Origin of the sequence: Aliiroseovarius sediminilitoris (assembly GCF_900109955.1) — a bacterium.
Taxonomy (GTDB): Bacteria; Pseudomonadota; Alphaproteobacteria; order Rhodobacterales; family Rhodobacteraceae; genus Aliiroseovarius; species Aliiroseovarius sediminilitoris.
This window is the reverse complement of sequence record NZ_FOJB01000001.1, coordinates 2252012-2270429: the sequence shown is the minus strand read 5'-3', so window position 1 is coordinate 2270429 and position 18418 is coordinate 2252012. Positions and strand designations below refer to the sequence as shown.

The 18418-nt window shown below is 58.1% G+C and carries 24 protein-coding genes; 12 read left to right on the top strand and 12 right to left on the bottom strand.

Annotated elements, in window-relative coordinates; translation table 11 throughout:
- Positions 1-56 precede the first annotated feature (56 nt).
- Together BMY55_RS11240 and BMY55_RS11235 are read left to right on the top strand one after the other, a co-directional pair.
- A complete protein-coding gene (locus tag BMY55_RS11240) occupies positions 57-1205 on the top strand; it encodes a lytic murein transglycosylase (RefSeq protein ID WP_091432434.1) in 1149 nt (382 codons plus the stop codon).
- A 101-nt stretch (positions 1206-1306) separates the two neighbouring features.
- Positions 1307-2650 (top strand): MATE family efflux transporter, encoded by a 1344-nt coding sequence (locus BMY55_RS11235; RefSeq protein WP_245744722.1) that lies wholly within the window; start codon positions 1307-1309, stop codon positions 2648-2650.
- On the opposite strand, the gene BMY55_RS11230 is transcribed toward BMY55_RS11235, so the two are convergent.
- The 3 genes from BMY55_RS11230 to BMY55_RS11220 are packed head-to-tail and all read right to left on the bottom strand — an operon-like array spanning position 2647 to position 4633.
- Positions 2647-3048 carry a hypothetical protein gene (locus BMY55_RS11230; protein WP_091430687.1) on the bottom strand — a complete coding sequence of 134 codons (402 nt, stop codon included), beginning with the start codon at positions 3046-3048 and terminating at the stop codon, positions 2647-2649. The two genes, BMY55_RS11235 and BMY55_RS11230, sit on opposite strands and share 4 nt — an antisense overlap.
- Positions 3048-3431: a bleomycin resistance protein gene (locus BMY55_RS11225; protein WP_091430685.1), complete on the bottom strand. Its 384-nt coding sequence runs from the start codon at positions 3429-3431 to the stop codon at positions 3048-3050. Before BMY55_RS11225 ends, BMY55_RS11230 begins: the two co-directional genes overlap by 1 nt.
- A complete protein-coding gene (locus BMY55_RS11220) occupies positions 3431-4633 on the bottom strand; it encodes a pyridoxal phosphate-dependent aminotransferase (protein WP_091430683.1) in 1203 nt (400 codons plus the stop codon). The genes BMY55_RS11225 and BMY55_RS11220 overlap by 1 nt, the downstream gene beginning before the upstream one ends.
- Positions 4634-4750: 117 nt before the next feature.
- Between BMY55_RS11220 and BMY55_RS11215 the strand changes: the two genes are divergently transcribed.
- The 3 genes from BMY55_RS11215 to BMY55_RS11205 all read left to right on the top strand — a co-directional run bounded on the left by BMY55_RS11215 (position 4751) and on the right by BMY55_RS11205 (position 6053).
- Positions 4751-5146, top strand: coding sequence for a helix-turn-helix domain-containing protein (locus BMY55_RS11215; protein ID WP_177179384.1), 396 nt, complete (start codon positions 4751-4753; stop codon positions 5144-5146).
- Complete coding sequence (locus tag BMY55_RS11210; RefSeq protein WP_091430680.1) at positions 5143-5451, top strand: succinate dehydrogenase assembly factor 2; 309 nt, start codon at positions 5143-5145, stop codon at positions 5449-5451. The genes BMY55_RS11215 and BMY55_RS11210 overlap by 4 nt, the downstream gene beginning before the upstream one ends.
- A gap of 104 nt (positions 5452-5555) precedes the next feature.
- Positions 5556-6053, top strand: coding sequence for a MarR family winged helix-turn-helix transcriptional regulator (locus BMY55_RS11205; RefSeq protein WP_091430678.1), 498 nt, complete (start codon positions 5556-5558; stop codon positions 6051-6053).
- Here the strand turns inward: BMY55_RS11205 and BMY55_RS11200 are convergent.
- Complete coding sequence (locus BMY55_RS11200; RefSeq protein ID WP_245744721.1) at positions 5992-6810, bottom strand: DUF1194 domain-containing protein; 819 nt, start codon at positions 6808-6810, stop codon at positions 5992-5994. The two genes, BMY55_RS11205 and BMY55_RS11200, sit on opposite strands and share 62 nt — an antisense overlap.
- Positions 6777-7205 carry a VOC family protein gene (locus BMY55_RS11195; RefSeq protein ID WP_091430674.1) on the bottom strand — a complete coding sequence of 143 codons (429 nt, stop codon included), beginning with the start codon at positions 7203-7205 and terminating at the stop codon, positions 6777-6779. Before BMY55_RS11195 ends, BMY55_RS11200 begins: the two co-directional genes overlap by 34 nt.
- 153 nt (positions 7206-7358) lie before the next feature.
- On the opposite strand from BMY55_RS11195, the gene thyX reads away from it, so the two are divergent.
- Both thyX and BMY55_RS11185 read left to right on the top strand, forming a co-directional pair.
- Positions 7359-8267, top strand: a complete 909-nt coding sequence (gene thyX, locus BMY55_RS11190; protein WP_091430672.1) for an FAD-dependent thymidylate synthase — start codon at positions 7359-7361, stop codon at positions 8265-8267.
- 33 nt (positions 8268-8300) lie between these two features.
- Positions 8301-8813: a hypothetical protein gene (locus BMY55_RS11185; protein ID WP_091430670.1), complete on the top strand. Its 513-nt coding sequence runs from the start codon at positions 8301-8303 to the stop codon at positions 8811-8813.
- Between the two features lie 213 nt (positions 8814-9026).
- Here the strand turns inward: BMY55_RS11185 and BMY55_RS11180 are convergent, their stop codons facing one another.
- On the bottom strand, positions 9027-9245 hold the full coding sequence (locus BMY55_RS11180; RefSeq protein WP_091430669.1) for a cold-shock protein: 219 nt from the start codon (positions 9243-9245) through the stop codon (positions 9027-9029).
- A gap of 267 nt (positions 9246-9512) precedes the next feature.
- Between BMY55_RS11180 and BMY55_RS11175 the strand changes: the two genes are divergently transcribed.
- Both BMY55_RS11175 and BMY55_RS11170 read left to right on the top strand, forming a co-directional pair.
- The gene (locus BMY55_RS11175) at positions 9513-9848 is read left to right on the top strand and encodes an arsenate reductase family protein (RefSeq protein WP_091430668.1); all 336 of its coding nucleotides are present in this window, start codon (positions 9513-9515) and stop codon (positions 9846-9848) included.
- Positions 9849-9882: 34 nt separating this feature from the next.
- Positions 9883-10239, top strand: a complete 357-nt coding sequence (locus BMY55_RS11170; protein WP_091430666.1) for a hypothetical protein — start codon at positions 9883-9885, stop codon at positions 10237-10239.
- Positions 10240-10246: 7 nt separating this feature from the next.
- On the opposite strand, the gene BMY55_RS11165 is transcribed toward BMY55_RS11170, so the two are convergent.
- The 4 genes from BMY55_RS11165 to BMY55_RS11150 all read right to left on the bottom strand — a co-directional run bounded on the left by BMY55_RS11165 (position 10247) and on the right by BMY55_RS11150 (position 12890).
- Positions 10247-10795: a DoxX family protein gene (locus tag BMY55_RS11165; RefSeq protein WP_091430664.1), complete on the bottom strand. Its 549-nt coding sequence runs from the start codon at positions 10793-10795 to the stop codon at positions 10247-10249.
- 20 nt (positions 10796-10815) lie between these two features.
- Positions 10816-11604, bottom strand: a complete 789-nt coding sequence (locus BMY55_RS11160) for an HvfC/BufC N-terminal domain-containing protein (protein WP_245744720.1) — start codon at positions 11602-11604, stop codon at positions 10816-10818.
- Entirely contained in the window at positions 11601-12470 is an 870-nt protein-coding gene (gene bufB / locus BMY55_RS11155) for an MNIO family bufferin maturase (protein WP_091432429.1), read from the bottom strand. The genes BMY55_RS11160 and bufB overlap by 4 nt, the downstream gene beginning before the upstream one ends.
- 114 nt (positions 12471-12584) lie before the next feature.
- Complete coding sequence (locus tag BMY55_RS11150) at positions 12585-12890, bottom strand: BufA1 family periplasmic bufferin-type metallophore (RefSeq protein WP_091432427.1); 306 nt, start codon at positions 12888-12890, stop codon at positions 12585-12587.
- Positions 12891-13005: 115 nt separating this feature from the next.
- On the opposite strand from BMY55_RS11150, the gene BMY55_RS16785 reads away from it, so the two are divergent.
- Complete coding sequence (locus tag BMY55_RS16785) at positions 13006-13227, top strand: hypothetical protein (RefSeq protein WP_143064331.1); 222 nt, start codon at positions 13006-13008, stop codon at positions 13225-13227.
- Between the two features lie 65 nt (positions 13228-13292).
- Here the strand turns inward: BMY55_RS16785 and thrS are convergent, their stop codons facing one another.
- The gene (thrS, locus tag BMY55_RS11145; protein ID WP_091430663.1) at positions 13293-15239 is read right to left on the bottom strand and encodes a threonine--tRNA ligase; all 1947 of its coding nucleotides are present in this window, start codon (positions 15237-15239) and stop codon (positions 13293-13295) included.
- Positions 15240-15408: 169 nt separating this feature from the next.
- On the opposite strand from thrS, the gene BMY55_RS11140 reads away from it, so the two are divergent.
- Positions 15409-16158, top strand: a complete 750-nt coding sequence (locus BMY55_RS11140) for an alpha/beta fold hydrolase (RefSeq protein WP_091432424.1) — start codon at positions 15409-15411, stop codon at positions 16156-16158.
- An 89-nt stretch (positions 16159-16247) separates the two neighbouring features.
- On the top strand, positions 16248-16958 hold the full coding sequence (locus tag BMY55_RS11135) for an alpha/beta fold hydrolase (protein WP_245744719.1): 711 nt from the start codon (positions 16248-16250) through the stop codon (positions 16956-16958).
- A 70-nt stretch (positions 16959-17028) separates the two neighbouring features.
- On the opposite strand, the gene phaZ is transcribed toward BMY55_RS11135, so the two are convergent.
- Positions 17029-18348 carry a polyhydroxyalkanoate depolymerase gene (phaZ, locus tag BMY55_RS11130; protein ID WP_091430661.1) on the bottom strand — a complete coding sequence of 440 codons (1320 nt, stop codon included), beginning with the start codon at positions 18346-18348 and terminating at the stop codon, positions 17029-17031.
- Between the last annotated feature and the right edge of the window lie 70 nt (positions 18349-18418).

Below are 18418 nucleotides of genomic sequence, written 5' to 3'. Positions count from 1 at the left end.
TTGCCTTCGCTTGGCAGCCCTATAAGCTTGGTTCAAAACAAGAGCAGGACAGTCCAATGACCCATTCCCGACGCTTCTTCACTTTTGGCTTGGCGGGTCTTTACCTCGCCGGGTGTCAGTCTGGCGCAGCGACGCAGTCGACACAACGGCCTGCATCCGGGTCAGCTTTACGATCGACGCCAAACCCGGCGTTCGAAACGTGGGTTCAAGGGGCCAAGGCCCGCGCAATGGCCAACGGTATCGGTGGCGCCACGATCACCCGTGCCTTTCGCAATGTCGGCTATCTGCCCGGGGTGGTTGAGCGTGATCGGAACCAGACAGAGTTTGTCCGCTCGTTCGAAGACTATATGGCCATCGCGGCTTCCGATGATCGCATAGCCAAAGGGCGCGATATGCTTCGGCGTCACGCCGGATTACTGTCTCAGCTCGAAGCGAAATATGGCGTCGAGAAAGAGGTGATCGTGGCCGTCTGGGGGCTGGAAAGCCGTTATGGCGAACGGCGCGGAGACGTGCCGGTGATCTCGGCCCTGTCGACGCTCGCTTTTGACGGCAGACGCGGCAAGTTCTTCGAAGGGCAGTTGATGGCCGCCCTGAAAATTCTGGAACGTGGCGATGTAACACCCGAGCGCATGACCGGAAGCTGGGCGGGCGCAATGGGTCACACCCAGTTCATTCCCACGTCGTATCTGGCTTATGCCGTCGATTTTCGGGGCGATGGTCGCAGGGATATCTGGTCGGATGATCCGACGGATGCTCTGGCTTCAACCGCAGCCTATCTCAGTCGGTCTGGCTGGCGAACCGGTCAGCGGTGGGGGGACGAAATTACCGGGCGCGCACCGTCAGGACGCGGGAAGGTCGTGACCCCCGCCGGCGCGAATGGCCCGGTGTTCGAGGTCTACCAAAACTACACCGTGCTGGGTCGATACAACAACGCGCAGAAATATATCATCGGTGTGGGGCATTTGTCGGATCGGTTGGCGGGCGGCCCGGCTTTGCGCGGCACGTTCGGCCCGGATGAAAACGGCCTGACGCTGGATGATCGCAAGGCGCTGCAACGCGGCCTGACCCGCGCGGGGTTTGACGTGGGGGAAGCCGATGGCGTGATCGGCACCAAGACCGTGCAAGCGATCGAGGCGTTCCAGCGCGCGCGCGGGCTTCCCGTCACAGGCACACCTTCCCGGTCGCTTTTGATCTTGTTGACATAGTCTGATACCGGACGCACGCACGGGGTATTCGGTGTCTTGCCCCGCCACATTTTCCGGCATAGGTCTGGGTGATGTTGCAAACCCTCACCCTTTCACAGCACATGCGCGCCGTCCTTGTTCTGGGCCTTCCGCTTGTCGCGTCGCATCTTGCGCAGTTTGCTGTGCAGATCATCGACACGATCATGCTGGGTTGGTACGGGGTCGAAGAACTGGCCGCCGTCACGCTGGCAGGCACCTTCTTTTTCATGTTCTTGATCATGGGGTCGGGGCCGGCTTGGGCCTTGATGCCAATGGTTGCCGAGGCGTCCGAGGCCCGCGACGATGTGCGCGTGCGCAGGCTGACCCGGATGTCCATGTGGTTCTCGGTCGGGTTTGCGCTGCTGGTGTTGCCGTTGATGTGGATGTCTGCGCCTATTTTGCGCGCCATAGGCCAGGATCCTGATCTGAGCCTGATCGCGCAGAACTACCTGCGCATTGCCGGGGTGGGGCTGGTGCCCGCTTTGCTGGTGATGGCGCTGAAAAGCTATCTTGCGGCGCTCGAACACACCCGGATCGTGCTGTGGGCAACGGTGCTGGCCGCCGTGATGAACGGGGTTATCAACTATGCCCTGATCTTCGGCAATTGGGGCGCACCAGAGCTTGGCGTGCGCGGGGCTGCCATTGCCTCGGTTGTTATCCAGATCGCATCGGGGCTGGTGCTGGTCGTCTATGCCGCGCGACTGAATGCGGAAAGCAGTTTGTTCCGGCGGCTTTGGAAACCGGATTGGGAGGCATTGAGTCACCTTCTGAAACTTGGCATCCCGATTGGGCTGACAACCCTTGCCGAGGTTGGGATGTTCTCGGCCTCGACCGTCGTGGTCGGGTTGATCGGCACACTGGAACTGGCGGCCCACGGGATTGCCCTGCAAATCACCGCGACGTTCTTCATGGTGCATCTTGGCCTGTCAAACACCGCGACGGTCCGAGCCGGGCGGGCGCTGGGCCGCAGGGATGAGCAGGGGCTGCGACGCGGGGCGCTGGCCGTGACTTTGGCATCGGTTGTGTTTGGCGGCCTGACCGTGATCCTGTTCTTTGGTGCGCCGGAGCCGATGATCAAGCTGTTCCTGAACCCGGCCGAGGTCCGCCGGGACGAGATTGTCGCCCTGGGAACGGTTCTTTTGATCGTGGCCGCCCTGTTCCAGTTCGCTGATGGGGCACAGGCCATCGCGATGGGGCTTTTGCGGGGTGTGCAGGACACGCGCGTGCCGATGATTATCGCCACGCTCAGCTATTGGGGTGTGGGGATGACCATGTCCTATGTGCTGGGGATCACGTTGGGCTTGGGCGCAGTGGGCGTCTGGGTCGGGCTGCTGCTGGGGCTTGTTTGCGCCGGAATTTTCATGTCTTGGCGGTTTTGGAAAAGCTCGTCCCGGATTGGCGGTGCGCTGTCGGGACGGGCCGCTTAGTCCTGTTTCAGGCGGTCCGCTTTCTTGCGCACCAGCACCGACCGCAAATCGTGCATCGCCAGCAAAAGCGCGTCTGTCACCTGTTCCAATGCCTCGGGAGTGGCTCGGGTCTGCGCCCAATGCGCCGTCAGGTTCAGGTGATCCACGCTGCGCAGAATGTCATCCAGTTCGCGTGCCTCAAGTGCGGCCCGCCGATCGGCCATCCATTCGGCAATCGCCGCATGATCCGCCTTGGTCAACTGATAGCCGCCTTGGGGTTTGACCTCGCCATTTTTGATGTTCACCGCGGCAATCTGGTCCAGCTCCAGCGGACGCTGCCGGTTTTCGGTGTTCACACGAAAGACGAACGCGCCATTCTCGCGCACTCGAAAGTAGTAGTCGGGCAGGGATATGCTCATCAGATGTCCTTGTCTTCGATCACGCGCCACAGGCTGCCATCGGGATCAACCAAATAGAACATTCGAGGCAATATGTCAGTGACGTCAGCAATGGCGGTCAGGCGCGGGATCGCGGCGGCATCGGTGGAAATATCCAGCTTGCTCCACTCATCATGCAGCGCGTCAACGTCCGGCAAACGCAGACAGGCCGAAAACCAGCTTGCCTTCGGATCAAGATCGGAATGTGGAAAGAACTCCACTTTCATTCCAGCTTTTTCAAGGATCATCCAGCCATCGCTGCGCCACACCAGACGAAACCCAAGACCTTCGTAAAAAGTCAGGGTGGCGTCAAAGCTCCGACTGGGCAGGTTGGCCGTGATCTGTCCTTGAAATGGGGCGTGCATCAGCGAAGTCTCTGACAAAACGCCTGAATGCGCGTGCAGGCTTCTTTCAGTGCGCCGTCCGACGTGGCATAGCTGACCCTGAAATTCGGGCTAAGACCGAAAGCCGCTCCAAATACGACAGCCACGCCGGTTTCTTCCAGCAACGCCTTGGCGAATACCTCGTCGTCGGTAATTTCGACTCCCCCAGGCGTGGTCTTGCCGATACAGCCTCTGATCGAGGGATAGACATAGAACGCCCCGTCCGGCACCGGGCATTCCAGCCCTTCGGCGGCGTTCAGCATGTCGACCACAAGATTGCGGCGACGCACGAAGGCTTTGTTGTTTTCGGCGATGAAGTCCTGTGGACCGTTCAACGCCTCGACCGCAGCCCATTGGCTGATCGAACAGGGGTTCGAGGTCGATTGCGACTGGATTTTCCGCATGGCCGAGATCAATTCAACCGGACCGCCCGCATAGCCGATCCGCCAGCCGGTCATCGCATAGGCCTTGGAAACGCCGTTGCAGGTCAGTGTGCGATCATAAAGGCGCGGCTCCACCTCGGCCGGGGTGCAGAATTCGAACCCGTCATAGGCAAGGTGTTCATACATATCGTCGGTCATCACCCAGACATGCGGATGGCGCATCAACACATCGGTCAGCGCCTTAAGCTGATTGCGCGTGTATCCGGCCCCGGTCGGGTTCGAGGGCGAGTTGAAAATCAGCCATTTCGTCTTGGGGGTGATCGCAGCCTCAAGCTGTTCGGCCGTCATGCGAAACCCGGTCTCGATCGGACATTCCACAATCACCGGCTCACCGCCCGCCAACAACACCATATCGGGATAGCTGACCCAATAGGGGGCGGGGATGACGACCTCGTCACCGGGGTTCAGGGTCGCCATCAAGGCGTTGTACAATATCTGCTTGCCACCCGTCCCAACCGAGATCTGGTTCGGCGCGTAATCCAAACCGTTTTCGCGTTTGAACTTGTCGCATATCGCCTGCTTCAACTCGGGCATGCCGTCAGGCGCTGTGTATTTCGTCTTTCCCGCATCAATCGCCGCCTTGCCCGCCGTCTTGATGTTTTCCGGCGTGTCGAAATCCGGCTCGCCCGCGCCAAGCCCGATCACGTCGCGCCCGGCGGCTTTTAACTCGGCGGCAAGTGTGGAAACCGCAATGGTCGGTGATGGTTTTACGCGATCAAGTGTCGCAGAAAGGAAAGACATGGTGTCCCCGATTTGTAAGTTGGTCCCAGTTCTTCTAGGGTCAGCCGCGAAACCAATCAAGCCAGAACCCGGTGCCCAGCGTGGTGCTTGAAATGTTAGGAAAAGCAAATGGACGACATAGCACAGGATGAAAATTGGTTCTCGGAAGAGGCCGCAACCTTTGGCGACCGACTGGCAGGCGCCCGCGAGGCGGTGGGCCTGTCACAAGATGATCTGGCCCGACGTATCGGCGTCAAGCTCAAGACCTTGCGCGGTTGGGAAGATGACCTGAACGAACCGCGTGCAAACAAACTACAGATGCTGTCGGGACTGCTGAATGTATCCTTGCGCTGGCTTTTAACCGGCGAGGGGGAAGGTGTGGCCGAACCCGTTGTAAGCCTGGACGACCTGCCCGAAGTGCGCGACCTGCTTCTTGAAATCCGAGACATCAAGTCACAGATGGCCCGGTCCGCCGATCAACTGGGGCGACTTGAAAAACGTATGCGCAAGCGGCTTGAAGGTGCTGCTGTATGACCGGCGTGCCCTTGGATCAGTTGAAGGAAACCCCCGGCGCGCGTCCGGGGGAAACGCGGGATGTGCGGGTCAAGCGGTTGGGGATGCGGTCGATGCGGCGCGGTATCAAAGAGATGGACATCATCCTGCACCGCTATGCCTCGGACAGGCTGACCCAGATGGATGATGGCGAACTGGATCTGTATGAGGCGTTGCTGGGTGAAAACGATCAGGATCTGTATCAGTGGGTGTCAGGGCAGCAAGAACCGCCTGAGCATCTGGCCGAGGTGATCCAGCATATCATCCACCATACTGCGGCGCGCTAATCCGTCCGGTTTGAAAATAATTTTCTGTAACTGCTGATCGCATTTAACTGAATGTTCGTTTTTCACGCCGAATAGTCACCTTGGTAACTAGGTCGGAGAGACGGATGAGCATGCACTCCCCCATTGGGCAGACAAGCAACCAGACATTTGTGTATCAGTATCTTGAAGCATTGGCGTTGGTCGAACGGCTGCACCGTTTGCTGCTGGACGTGATCAAGGATGAATTCGAACGGGTCGGTGTGTTGGAAGTGAACGCCGTTCAGGCCCTGTTGCTGTTCAACATCGGCGACAACGAGGTGACGGCGGGCGAATTGAAGACGCGTGGCTACTATCAGGGTTCGAATGTTTCCTACAACCTCAAGAAGCTCGTCGAAATGGGATATATGCACCATCAGCGGTGCGAGATTGACCGCCGCAGCGTCCGTGTGCGGCTGACGGAAAAAGGGCGCGGCATCCGTGATACGGTGGCCGGGTTGTTTGAACGTCATGCCGATGGGCTGCAATCGCGTGACGTGCTGTCATCCTCGGGGATCGAGGACATCAATATCGCGTTGAAGCGGGTGGAACGGTATTGGACGGATCAGATCCGATATATCTACTAGGCGGCTTGGTCTGACGGAGTTGTTGCAGGTCAGACACCACGACGCCCATAAGCTCTCGCAACAATTTGCGGGCCATGGCATCTTCGTAATCCCGGAAGTCAGCGGCCTGTTCGACGAACCGTCCGAAACCGTGGATGACCAGTTCTTTGTAATACGTCACAAGATCCGTGTCTGCATCGCCCGCGCCGATCACCAACCCGTTGATGGTGATCCCATCGAAGCCCGAGAGATAGCGCACATCCTGCGGTCTTGGTCCGGTATTGGCCGGTCCATCACCGGAAATATCCAACGTCCTTGTCAGACAATCGCGCCCCGCCAGAAGACGCTGACCATAGATCATGGCAGCCCCGATCCCTGTGGACGGGTCCGCCTTGATGCGCGCGGTGCGGCGCAGACGATCCGCAACCGAGAAAACAACCGTCTGATCAGTGATCGCGACCCAATCCTGCAACAGACGCTGATGGGCCGGACCGCTCCACTCGTAAACGGCGATCTGGATCGGACGGTCCGGTTGGGACAACAGAGCGCGCTGCACATCTGGCTGTTCCAGAGCTGCGGCCAACCCGTCCAGTTGCAGACGGTATTCCCCCTCATCTACGGACCCGGACACGTCCAGCCCCAGCGCCAGTGCTTGACGACAGGGAGTATCGGACTGTGCCACCGCATCCCCGACCCAAAGCGCAGCCAGAAGAGCCAGAAGGTATCCAAACCGCCCCTTTTGCATCACCAGTGGCCAGTGTTTTCCATGCTGGCCCATGGCTCTTGCGGGGGCAGGGCGTCACCGGCCTGCAACAATTCGACCGAGATATTGTCGGGTGAGCGGATAAAGGCCATATGCCCGTCACGCGGCGGGCGGTTGATCGTCACGCCATTGTCCATAAGGTGCTGACACATCTTATAAATATCCTCGACCTCATAGGCCAGATGTCCGAAATGGCGGCTGTCGGAGGGCAACCCGTCATCGCCATCCCAGTTATATGTCAGCTCGACCGGGCATTCCGGTTGGCCGGGAGGTGCCATGAAGATCAGCGAAAACCGCCCTTGTTCCGAATCCATCTGGCGGATTTTCTCAAGCCCCAGAAGCCCGTAAAACCGCATGCTGTCTTCAAGGTTCTTCACGCGCACCATCGTGTGCAGGTACCGAAGTTTCATCGCAAACTCTCCGTAGTCTGGTGGATCTGCGACCAGCCTATCAGGTCAAGCGGGCGAGAAAAGCAGAAACGCAGTATCCACGCCATCTGGGTGTTTTGCCAGAGGCCCCAACTATATATAGTGGCCGGGCAACCATGAGACGAGAGATTCGACATGCCCCTGAACCCCGAGCAGATCAAAGAAATCGAAGAGCAACGCCTGACCTCGCAACCGACCTTGCGGGCGGTCAGCCCCGGCATGGAAAAGCACCTCTATACCGCACATGAAGTGCTGGACCACGGCTTTGTCCGCGTCATCGACTATATGGGCGACGACGCCGCGATTTGTCAGGCCGCGCGGGTCAGCTATGGCAAGGGCACCAAGAGCGTGCAGAACGACGAAGGATTGATCCGTTACCTGATGCGTCACTGGCATTCGACCCCGTTCGAGATGTGCGAGATCAAGCTGCACGTCAAACTGCCCGTCTTCGTGGCCCGCCAGTGGATCCGCCACCGGACTGCAAATGTGAACGAATACTCGGCGCGCTATTCGATTCTGGACCGTGAATTCTATATCCCCGCGCCCGAACACGTCGCCGCGCAGTCGGTGGTGAACAATCAGGGCCGCGGCGCAGCGCTGGAAGGCGAGGAAGCCGCGCGCGTACTGGACATCCTGAAGGCCGACAGCAATCGCGCCTATGATCACTATGAACAGATGATCTCGGATGACGGTCAACAGGGACTGGCGCGGGAACTCGCGCGGATGAACCTGCCCGCCAACATCTATACCCAGTGGTATTGGAAGGTGGATTTGCATAACCTATTCCACTTCCTGCGCCTGCGCGCCGACCACCACGCCCAATACGAAATCCGCGTCTATGCCGATGCGATCTGCAACATCGTCGCCGACTGGGTCCCCGCCGCCTACGGCGCGTTCGAGGATTACCGTCTGGGCGGCGCCAACCTGTCAGGCCGCGCCATGGACTGCGTGCGCCGCATGCTGAAAGGCGAAGAGGTCACGCAGGAGAATTCCGGCATGTCGAAGGGGGAATGGCGAGAGTTTGAGAGTGAGTTGAAAGGGTGATGCTAAACTCAACGAGTTCACAAAGTTAAAGAAATGCACTGGAGTTTTGAAGAGTTGCTGGCTGCGTCCAAAGCAATGGAGAAGAATGCTTTAGAGGTAGAGGATGCAGCAATCGATCAACTTCAAAAGGGAGCAGCTAGTAATTATCTAGTATGTTCTCTCCAGCGGGCGTCCGTGCAAAAAGAAGTTATCGCGTTGGGGTTTATTAATCGATGTGAATTTCTTTTACAGAGCCATTTCCCTGAACAGAAACACATTTTCACACACCTCGAAAGGGTCTTCGAAGACAAGAAACAGGCAGATTTATCAAAATCTGTTCGTGCAATTAGGTTACTCAATAATGTCTTAAAACACGGTGAGGGTCGTAGCTTAGATGAACTGAGAAAAGAGAACGGACTTTGGTTCGCAGTTAAAAGTGAAGGTGAACATTTCTTCGATGAAGGTGATGTTAGCGAGGTTGAAAGCATCGTTGATACGCGTGGTGTATTCTTGGAGATTCTATTCAACAAAATGAAAAGTGTCTTTGATAGCATCGAAGAAGAATGAATATCGTTTGTTGTAGCCCGCGCCCGCGTACGGGCAGCGCCCGACCCTCCCCGTCGTGCCGGAGGCACGCCTTCGGCGTAACAGGGCGCTTCACGCCCGCCCAGGCTCGGGCGCTGCCCTTGGCAAACGAAGCGCGTCCTAACCAACAGCCCCAAACAAAAACCCCGCCGAGCATCCACTCCGCGGGGTCACAATTCCTAACCATCCAGCCGATCAGCTGACCAGTTCAAGGTCCACGGCAGAGGCGCGGCCGTCGCGGCCCTCTTGCAGGTCATAGCGGACCTTTTGGTTGTCGGCGAGGCCCGTGAGGCCCGAGCGTTCGACCGCCGAGATGTGCACAAACACATCGTTGCCGCCCGCTTCGGGGGCGATAAAGCCATAGCCTTTGGTGGTGTTGAACCATTTTACGGTGCCGGTTTGTTTGTCGGCCATTTCCGTCTCTCCTTCGTGGTGGGCGGCCGCACTGTGCGGTGCCTTCTTCGTACAGTCAGGTATCGTCCGGCTGCATGAAACGAGACGGTAGATAGGTCTGCTTACGCCCTTTCAGATTGGACAAGAGCCAGAAAAAATCAAGGGTTTCGTTGGGCCGCGCAGCCGTCGGCATGGTTTTGCGATCTTCCGTTTCGTGTGGGATCGGGGCATAAACAGCGCGGGGCGGGGCAATGAACCGCCGTTATTTGATCGGGGGCAGATGAACCTATGCGCGTTTGGGGGCTGAAGAATTGTGACACGTGCCGCAAGGCGGTGAAGGCGCTTGAGGGCGCGGGGTATCCGCTCGATTATGTCGATGTGCGCGCCGATGGGGTGGATGCGGATGATCTGGCGCGGTTCCATACGGCGTTCGGGGATGCTTTGGTCAACAAACGCTCGACCACGTGGCGCGGATTGTCGGACACGGAACGTGCGGGGGATCCCCTTGATTTACTTACACAACATCCGACTTTGATGAAACGCCCGGTGATCGGGGATGGTGATCGGTTGACGTTGGGTTGGGACGCAAAAACGCGCGACACATGGTTGGAGCGCGCCGCTTGAGCGCCTATCTGTACGGAAAGCAGGAGGTATCTGCATGCGCAACGCTGCATTGGTTTTGGGGATCATCGCCGGGATCTGGGGCATGATCGTCGGGTTTTTCGGCTATGGCTATACCGAGGTGATCGCACGGATGGGTGAATTGCCCGATCTGGCCGAGCAGGTCGACCATCCGGGCCGTATTCGTGCGTTTGCCCTGATCGCGCCGGTACTGGCGCTGGCCGGTGGGGCAATGGCGCGGTCTGTTGCGCAAGTGGGCGGCATTTTGTTGCTGTTGTCCGCAGCAGGCATGTATTTCGCCTTCGGTTATGGCGTGTTCACCATGTTCCCGATCGCTTTGGCCGGGTTGGGTGGATTGCTGGCGTTGGTTGCCGTGAAACCCGACCCGCATTGATCGGGCGTCAGCGGACCTTCAGCAGCCTGTCGATGGACAGCGGTCCCGCACCTTTCAACACAAGTGTTACCAGCACGACCATCCAGAACAGTCGTTGATCCAGGATCACACTGTCGGGGATGCGGTCAAACCACGCGCCCAGCGTTTCGGGTTGGTCAATGCCGCCATGGCCATACAGGTCGGTCAGGCTTTGCACGATCACAAAACCGATCATCCCCAGCGCGGCCAGACGCGTCAGCAACCCGATGGTGATCAAAAGCGGCAAAATGAACTCGGCCAACGTGCCGGCGACGACCACGGCCCAGTGAAACATGCCAAGTTGGCTGACATTATAAGATGCGGCCTCCATGGCTTTCGGGAAAATCTGCGCATAGGCCCCAAGTGAGGGCTGGATGATACCCAACACCCCGTCGCCGTGCTTGGTCAGCGCCGAGGCCCAGAAATATCCAAGCAAGGTTGCGGCGAAGGTGAACCGGGCGAGCGAGGGCAGGGTGGCCGGGGCCAGCCGCTCGGCCAGATTGACCAACGGGTTGTAAAGTGTTGCCAGGGCGTGCATGGCGGTATCCTTCCGAGTATCTAGTCTGGTTTGTCGATGCCGGTTATGGCTTGCGTTGCGATCAGGACAGCCACGGTGGCGGTCAGGTCGATATCAGGCGTGTCTGCGGTGGCCAGCCCAAGCGCCGTGCCAAAGCTTCGCCCTTTGATCAAGGACCGGACGAAGGGCGCCGCGCCGTTTGGCAGCACCTCGGCCACGGGGTCAAACCCCACTCGGCTGATCAGGATATTCTCTGCACCACCCGTTGGTTGTGGCCCATCTTTCATGTTGAAATCCCAAATTGCCTTCGCGGGCCACTTGGTCACGAGCACTTCGCAGGCAGGCGACATATGCAACCGCGACCGCATCAAGGCGGGCTGGTCCAATTTGGTCAGCGCCGTTGGGTCAATGGGTTGGGCGTCGGCGGCATGATAGGCGCGCCGCAGGGCCAGTTCCAGCCGAGCAACATCGGGCAGGTATTTCAGATGCAGCGTGCCCGGAAAGCTTTCCAGAAATCCGGGAAGGGCCGCGCCGTAATGCATCATCAAAGGCGAGGCTGGTGGGTGAATGCGCAGGTAAACTTTCGCCATTTCGCGGAAGAATTCATCGCCCACCAGCTTGGCCAGCACCGGAAATCCGGTCAGCATCGCCTCGGATAGGCTGTGCGCCACGTTGTTTCGATAGACCGAAAAACGTTTTAAGGCTTGGTGCCCGTCTGGGTTGGTCAGCCCGTCGGGCACCTTTTGTCGTGGATCAAGAAGCGCCTTGCAAAATGCCGCCTGGGTCACGGTCACATCGCCTGCGTGGCGAAGGGTCACACTGTCGCTCATGCCTGCACCCGTTCGGACAGTGCGGGTTCCATATGGCGCGTGGCACGCGCGGCCTCGGCCTCTAACACCTCCCACTCCGGCACGTCGTTGTCCCATTCAACAAGGACGGGGTGCGCACCTGCATGTGCGATTACATGATCAAACAGGGTCCAGACCGGTTCGTCCACCGGCTTTCCATGACTGTCGATCAGAAGTTTGCGCCCCAATTCATCGGCATCTTCGTCATGGCCGGCCAGGTGGAACTCCTCGACCTGATCAAGCGGGAAGGTGTCGATATAGGCACGCGGGTCAAACTCAAGGTTGGTGGCAGAGACAAAGACATTGTTCACATCCAACAACAGCCCGCACCCGGTGCGCTGGGCAACTTCGCGCAGGAACTCCGGTTCTGACCACGTGCTTTCAGCGAAAGCCAGATAGGAGGACGGGTTTTCCAGAAGCATCTTGCGCCCAAGATGGTCCTGCACCTGGTTGATATGCGTCGCGATGCGGTTAAGCGTGGAAATTGTATAAGGTAGCGGCAACAGATCATTCAGGAACGCACCGTCGTGGGTGGACCAAGCCAGATGCTCGGAGAACATCGCGGGGTTCAGCCAGTCGATCAACGTCTTCAGGCGCGCCAGATGTTCCGGGTCCAAGCGGGTCTCTCCACCAATAGAAAGGCCCACCCCGTGCACCGAGATCGGAAAGCGTTCGGCAAGGTGGCGCAGTTGGGCCAAGGGGCGTCCGCCATCGCCCATGTAGTTTTCCGCGTGAATTTCCAGCCAACTGACCGTGCCAGGATCATCCATGAGGGCGGCGAAATGCTGTGATTTATAGCCGACTCCCGCCCCATTGGGCAGTGTGTTGTCATGGGCGATATCAAGCATGGAAAGCTCCATCGAATGTCGGCTCAAGAGGTTCGCTTGGAAAGGTATGCGCCCCTTGCAGGCGCGGTCGACGCTCTGGCCGGAGGGTCCGGCCAGAGTAAAGTGCAACCGGATTCAACTGGCAGGAAGGTTGGTTTCCAGAGGCTCCAGCGAGCCTTTCAGCATCATACCTCCGGCATCAGTGACTTCCATGGTTTCACACGAACCTTTCGGCACCAGTTTAAAGGAATTGCCTTGATAATCGACGGTCGAGGTGCCAGCGCAAGTGGTGCCGGGGCCAGCGGCACAATCGTTTTGACCGGCAAGGGCAACACCGTAGCATTTTTCTTGATCACCATCGGCGAATGCGGGGACTGCGGTTGCAGCAACCGCGGCAGAGACGGCGCCAAGAACGGCGATAGATTTCATGTTGTTGGACATCGAGTTTCCTTTCGGGTTTTTATTCACACCGCTCTGAGGCGGTGAGAGAAGGGTAGAGGGCAGGGTGCCGCACGCTCCACTCACGAAAGCGTAAATCACGGGTCCGTTAGCAGTAGTGAGGGCAGCCGATCGGGTTACAGATGCAGCAAATCAAGATACTCAGCCCCTCGAAGCCCTGTTTTTGAAGGGTTTCTTGGCTGCGGATTTCGTCGATACAGGAATTATCGTTCTTTTTTCGGTCAGGCTTCGTGCCGAAAATTACAACAGAAATGCCGCCGATGTAGCTTTTGTTACAGGGTTGGCGGCCAAAAAGGCGTTCCGGTCACGGGCAATGTGAGGGTCTGTAACGCTTGACCAATGAAAACCCCCGCTCGTGGCGGGGGTGCTCAATATACTATCTGCTTAGGCCAGGTCGGGGGGCGTGGCTTCTTTCGCCAGCGTGGTTACAACCTCGTCCAGCGGCAGCACTTTGGAATGCTTGTCGCCCAGTCGGCGCATCGAAACCGTGCCGTCTTCGATTTCTTTCATGCCGCAAGCCAGGATGACCGGCACTTTGCCGACTGAATGCTCGCGGACCTTATAGTTGATCTTTTCGTTGCGAATGTCCGCCTCGGCACGGATCCCTTTGGCGTTCAGCGCATCAGCCACCTGCTGCACATAGTCATCCGCATCGGACACGATGGATGCCACCACGACCTGACGCGGGGCCAGCCAGAACGGCAGCTTTCCAGCCCAGTTCTCGATCAGGATACCGATGAATCGTTCGAATGACCCAAGGCAAGCCCGGTGCAACATATAGGGAAGATGTTTCGCGCCATCTTCGCCGATATAGACGGCACCAAGGCGTTCGGGCAGGTTGGGATCGACCTGAAAGGTGCCGCATTGCCAGACCCGGCCAATGGCGTCGGTCAGTTTGAAATCCAGTTTGGGTCCGTAAAACGCCCCTTCGCCGGGGTCGAGCGTGTATTTATGCCCGGTTTTCTTGATCGCATTCTCCAACGCGGCTTCGACATGATCCCACGACTCCTCGCTTCCCACCCGCTTTTCGGGCCGAGTGGCGAACATGATCTCGAACTCCTCGAACCCCAGATCCTTATAGACAGAGGACAGGAAGTCGATGAATCGGGCGCATTCCTCTTCGATCTGCTCTTCGGTGCAGAAAATATGCGCGTCGTCCTGTGTGAAGCCGCGCACACGCATGATCCCGTGCAAGGCTCCGCTCGGTTCATAGCGATTGCAGGAACCGAATTCGGCCATGCGCAGCGGCAATTCCCGGTAGCTTTTCAAACCTTGATTATAGACCTGCACGTGGCATGGGCAATTCATCGGCTTAAGCGCGTTGATCGACTTTTCGCGTGCGTGCTCCTCGTCCACTTCGACGATGAACATATGCTCCTGATACTTGTCCCAATGGCCCGAGGCTTCCCAGAGCTTGCGATCCACCACTTGAGGCGTGTTGACCTCGACATAACCGCCTGTGCGCTGTTTGCGACGCATGTAGTTTTGCAACTCGGTATAGATGGTCCAGCCATTCGGGTGCCAGAAGATCTGCCCCGGGGCTTCTTCCTGCATGTGGAACAAGTTCATCTCGCGTCCCAACTTGCGGTGGTCGCGTTTGGCGGCTTCTTCCAACATGTGCAGGTGTTTTTTCAGCTGCTCTTTGTTTTGAAAACCCACGCCATAGATACGTTGCAGCATGGCGCGATCACTGTCGCCACGCCAATAGGCACCAGCCACGTTCATTAGCTTGAACGCGTCGGCGGGCAGTTGGCCTGTATGTTGCAGGTGTGGACCACGGCAAAGGTCCTGCCAATGTCCGTGCCAATACATGCGCAAGGGCTCATCGCCCGGAATGGCCTCGATCAGTTCGACCTTGTAAGATTCGTTGTTGGCCTCATAGAACTTGACCGCGCGGTCACGTTCCCAGATCTCGGTCGTCACCGGTTCACGCTTGTTGATGATTTCCTTCATCTTCGCTTCGATCGCACCCAGATCTTCGGGCGTGAATGGTTCTTCACGATCAAAGTCGTAATACCAGCCATTCTCGATCACCGGGCCGATGGTGACTTTCACGTCGGGCCAGATTTCCTGCACCGCGCGCGCCATGACGTGGGCAAAGTCGTGCCGGATCAGTTCCAGCGCCTGCGTTTCGTCCTTCATCGTGTGAATGGAGATTGCGGCATTTCCCTTGATCGGCCACTGCATGTCCCAATGGACACCGTCCACGGTGGCAGAAATGGCCTTTTTCGCCAGCGAATTCGAGATGCTCGCGGCGACCTCGGCAGGGGTGATACCCGCGTCATACTCGCGTGAATTGCCGTCAGGAAATGTAAGGGATATCTGGCTCATAGCCGTCTCCTCGTCGTTTTGGCGCCCACGGAACGCCCGGTTGCGGGTTATGTGTGGGCGACTTTTGAACCTTGTTTCTGCGACTGTCAACGGGGGGCGGGCAAAGTTGGGGATTGCAGAGCATTTCGTGCCCGGTATGGTTTGCGCGCCACAACAGACAGGGAAGATCATGACCGACATCCAGTTTCTTGAGACCGCAAATGGTCGGCGCATCGCTTACGTGAAAACCGATGGGCAGGGGCCGACGATCCTGTTTCTGTCCGGCCTGAAGTCGGACATGGAAGGCACCAAGGCGGTTGCTCTGGAAGCTTGGGCTAAAGCCGAAGGGCGGGCATTCATGCGGTTTGATTACTCGGGCCACGGGCAAAGCTCGGAGGAATTTACCGACGGTTGCATCGGAGACTGGCACGAGGACACGCTGGCTGTGGTGGACCAGTTGATTGACGGGCCTGTGCTGGCGGTTGGCAGTTCGATGGGCGGCTGGCAGTCGCTGCTTTTGGCGCGTGCGCGACCGGGCCGGTTGGTTGGCCTTGTCACCATCGCGGCGGCGCCTGATTTTACCGAAGATGGATATTGGACCGGGTTCAACGACGATCAGAAAGCAGAGCTGGAGCGCGAGGGGTTCCTGTCGATCCCGTCCGATTATGATGAAGATTATGTTATCACCAAGCTGCTGATCGAAGATGGTCGCGATCATTTGGTTTTGCGCAGCCCGCTGCCGCTCAATATGCCTGTGCGCTTTTTGCAAGGCACCGAAGATACGGCGGTGTCCACTGCGCAGGCGCTGAAGTTGCTGGAACACGTCGACGGCAACGACATCCGGTTGACGCTGGTCAAAGGGGCCGATCATCGGTTCTCGGACGATGAGTGTCTGCGCACCATACAGAAGATGGTCAAAGTTGTTCTGGCGCGGATCTGACCACAGTCGGACGGGCAATAGCGCTTGCACCGGTATCATGGGCGGGCCAAGGTCACAGCAGAGGCAAAACAGAAACAAGCGAGCAGAAGATGCAGGAACCTGTGGTTCTGATCCCCGGAATGATGTGTGACGCGCGGGTGTTTGGGCCGCAGATTGAGGATTTGTCGCGGGATCATATGGTTGTGGTTGCCCCTCCGGTCTGTGGGGACACGATCCGCGACATGGCCGCTCATATTCTTGAGCATTTGCCCTCGCGCTTTGCGCTGGCCGGGCTGAGCATGGGTGGCATCGTCGCGATGGAGATCGCCCGCCGCGCGCCGGATCGTGTTTCCCGTCTGGCGCTGATTTCCACCACGCCCTTGCCGGACACGCCCGCCCAGGCCGCATGGCGCGAGCCGCAGATCGTGCGCGCCAGTGCCGGGCGGTTGGAGGAGGCAATGACGGAAACCCTGCCCCCCAACCATCTTGCCCCCGGTCCCGGACGGGAGGCGGTGGTGGCACTGGTGCACGATATGGCGCATCGGCTGGGAGGCGAGATGTTCGTCCGCCAGTCACGCGCCCTTCAACGGCGCCCTGATGCGCAGCGCAGTTTGCAGCGGTTGAAGGTGCCGACTATGGTGATGTGCGGTGCGCATGATGGGCTGACCCCACCCAAACGGCACGAAAACATGGCGGCCCTTATTCCGGGGGCCGAACTTGTGATCTTGACCGCGGCCGGGCATTTGCCAACCGTCGAGGTGCCGCAACAGGTCAATATCGGAATGCGAGCCTGGCTGGATATGCCGCTTGAGCTGCGCTGATCAAGCTACGTCAGTAGACTAAAAAGGCGCAGCTGCAATGCGCGCCTTGATGTGTCAGAGGTCGCTGAACCTACTTGCCAGCGGCCTTCACGACGTTCAGCTTGGCGGGTTTTGCGGCAGCTTTCCTGGCGCGTTTCTTGGCAGCTTGTGCCGCGTGGCGTCCGTCGTTCTGGTCAATGAAGTCCAGAACCAGAGGGCGGATATTGTTCCGCCAGCTTTTGCCAGCAAAAATGCCGTAGTGGCCCGCTCCATCTTCGACATGGCTGGCCTTTTTGTCCGCGGACAAGCCGGTCAGCAGGTCCAGTGCAGCGATACATTGACCGGGGGCGGTGATGTCGTCCTTGGTGCCTTCGACCGTCTTCACGGCAACGTCCGTGATCGCACCGATATTCACGGTATGACCGTTAACGACAAATGCGTTTTTGGCGATTTCGCTGTTTTTGAAAACACGTTCAACTGTGCTCAGGTAAAACTCGGCGGTCATGTCCATGACAGCAAGGTATTCGTCATAGAAACGGTTGTGTTTATCCCGTTCCGATGCTTCACCCTTGGCCACTCGCATGATCTGGTTTGAAAACGCTTTCGAATGCTTCTCTCCATTCATGGACATGAAGCCCGCCAATTGCAGCAGACCGGGATAGACCATCCGACCTGCCCCTTTGTATTTGAAGCCGACCCGCTGAATGGCGGTTTCTTCCAGCTGACCCATGGTCACGCGACGCCCGAAATCGGTCACATCCGTTGCCGCGGCGTCAGGATCAATCGGCCCGCCGATCAGGGTCAGGGTTTGCGGCTGCGCGTCGGGGTCCAGTTCGGCCAGATAGGCCGTGGCCGCCAGTGTCAGGGGGGCGGGTTGACAGACCGCGACGACATTGATGTCGGGGCCCAGATGGCGCATGAAATCCACCAGATACAGGGTGTAATCCTCAATGTCGAACTTCCCGGCACTGACGGGGATATCCCGCGCATTGTGCCAATCGGTGATGTAGATTTCGGCATCGGGAAGAAGACTGGCAACGGTCGAGCGCAGAAGGGTCGCATAGTGTCCGGACATTGGGGCCACCAGCAGAATGCGTCGTTTCTTCTCGGGGCGTCCAGTGACTTTGAACTGGATCAGGTCGCCAAACGGCCGTTCGACCCGCTTCTCGATCTGGACCACGTGGTCACGCCCATCTTCTCCGACGACGCTCAGGATGCCCCAGTCGGGTTTGGTGACCATGCGGTCAAAGCTGCGTTCTGTTACTTCGCCCCAAGCCGCCATGATCTGAAAGAAAGGGTTCGGAACCAAGGCTGTTGCGGGATACGAGCCCATGGCGGCGGCCGTTGCACCCAACCACTGATTCGTATTGCGGATCGTCTCCATCAGATCGTAAGTCGCCATGTACCGCATTTGATATTAGCCTTTGATTTTTACACTCTGCATTCGCATAGTTGGTTTCATATGCAGTTTTTACGATGCT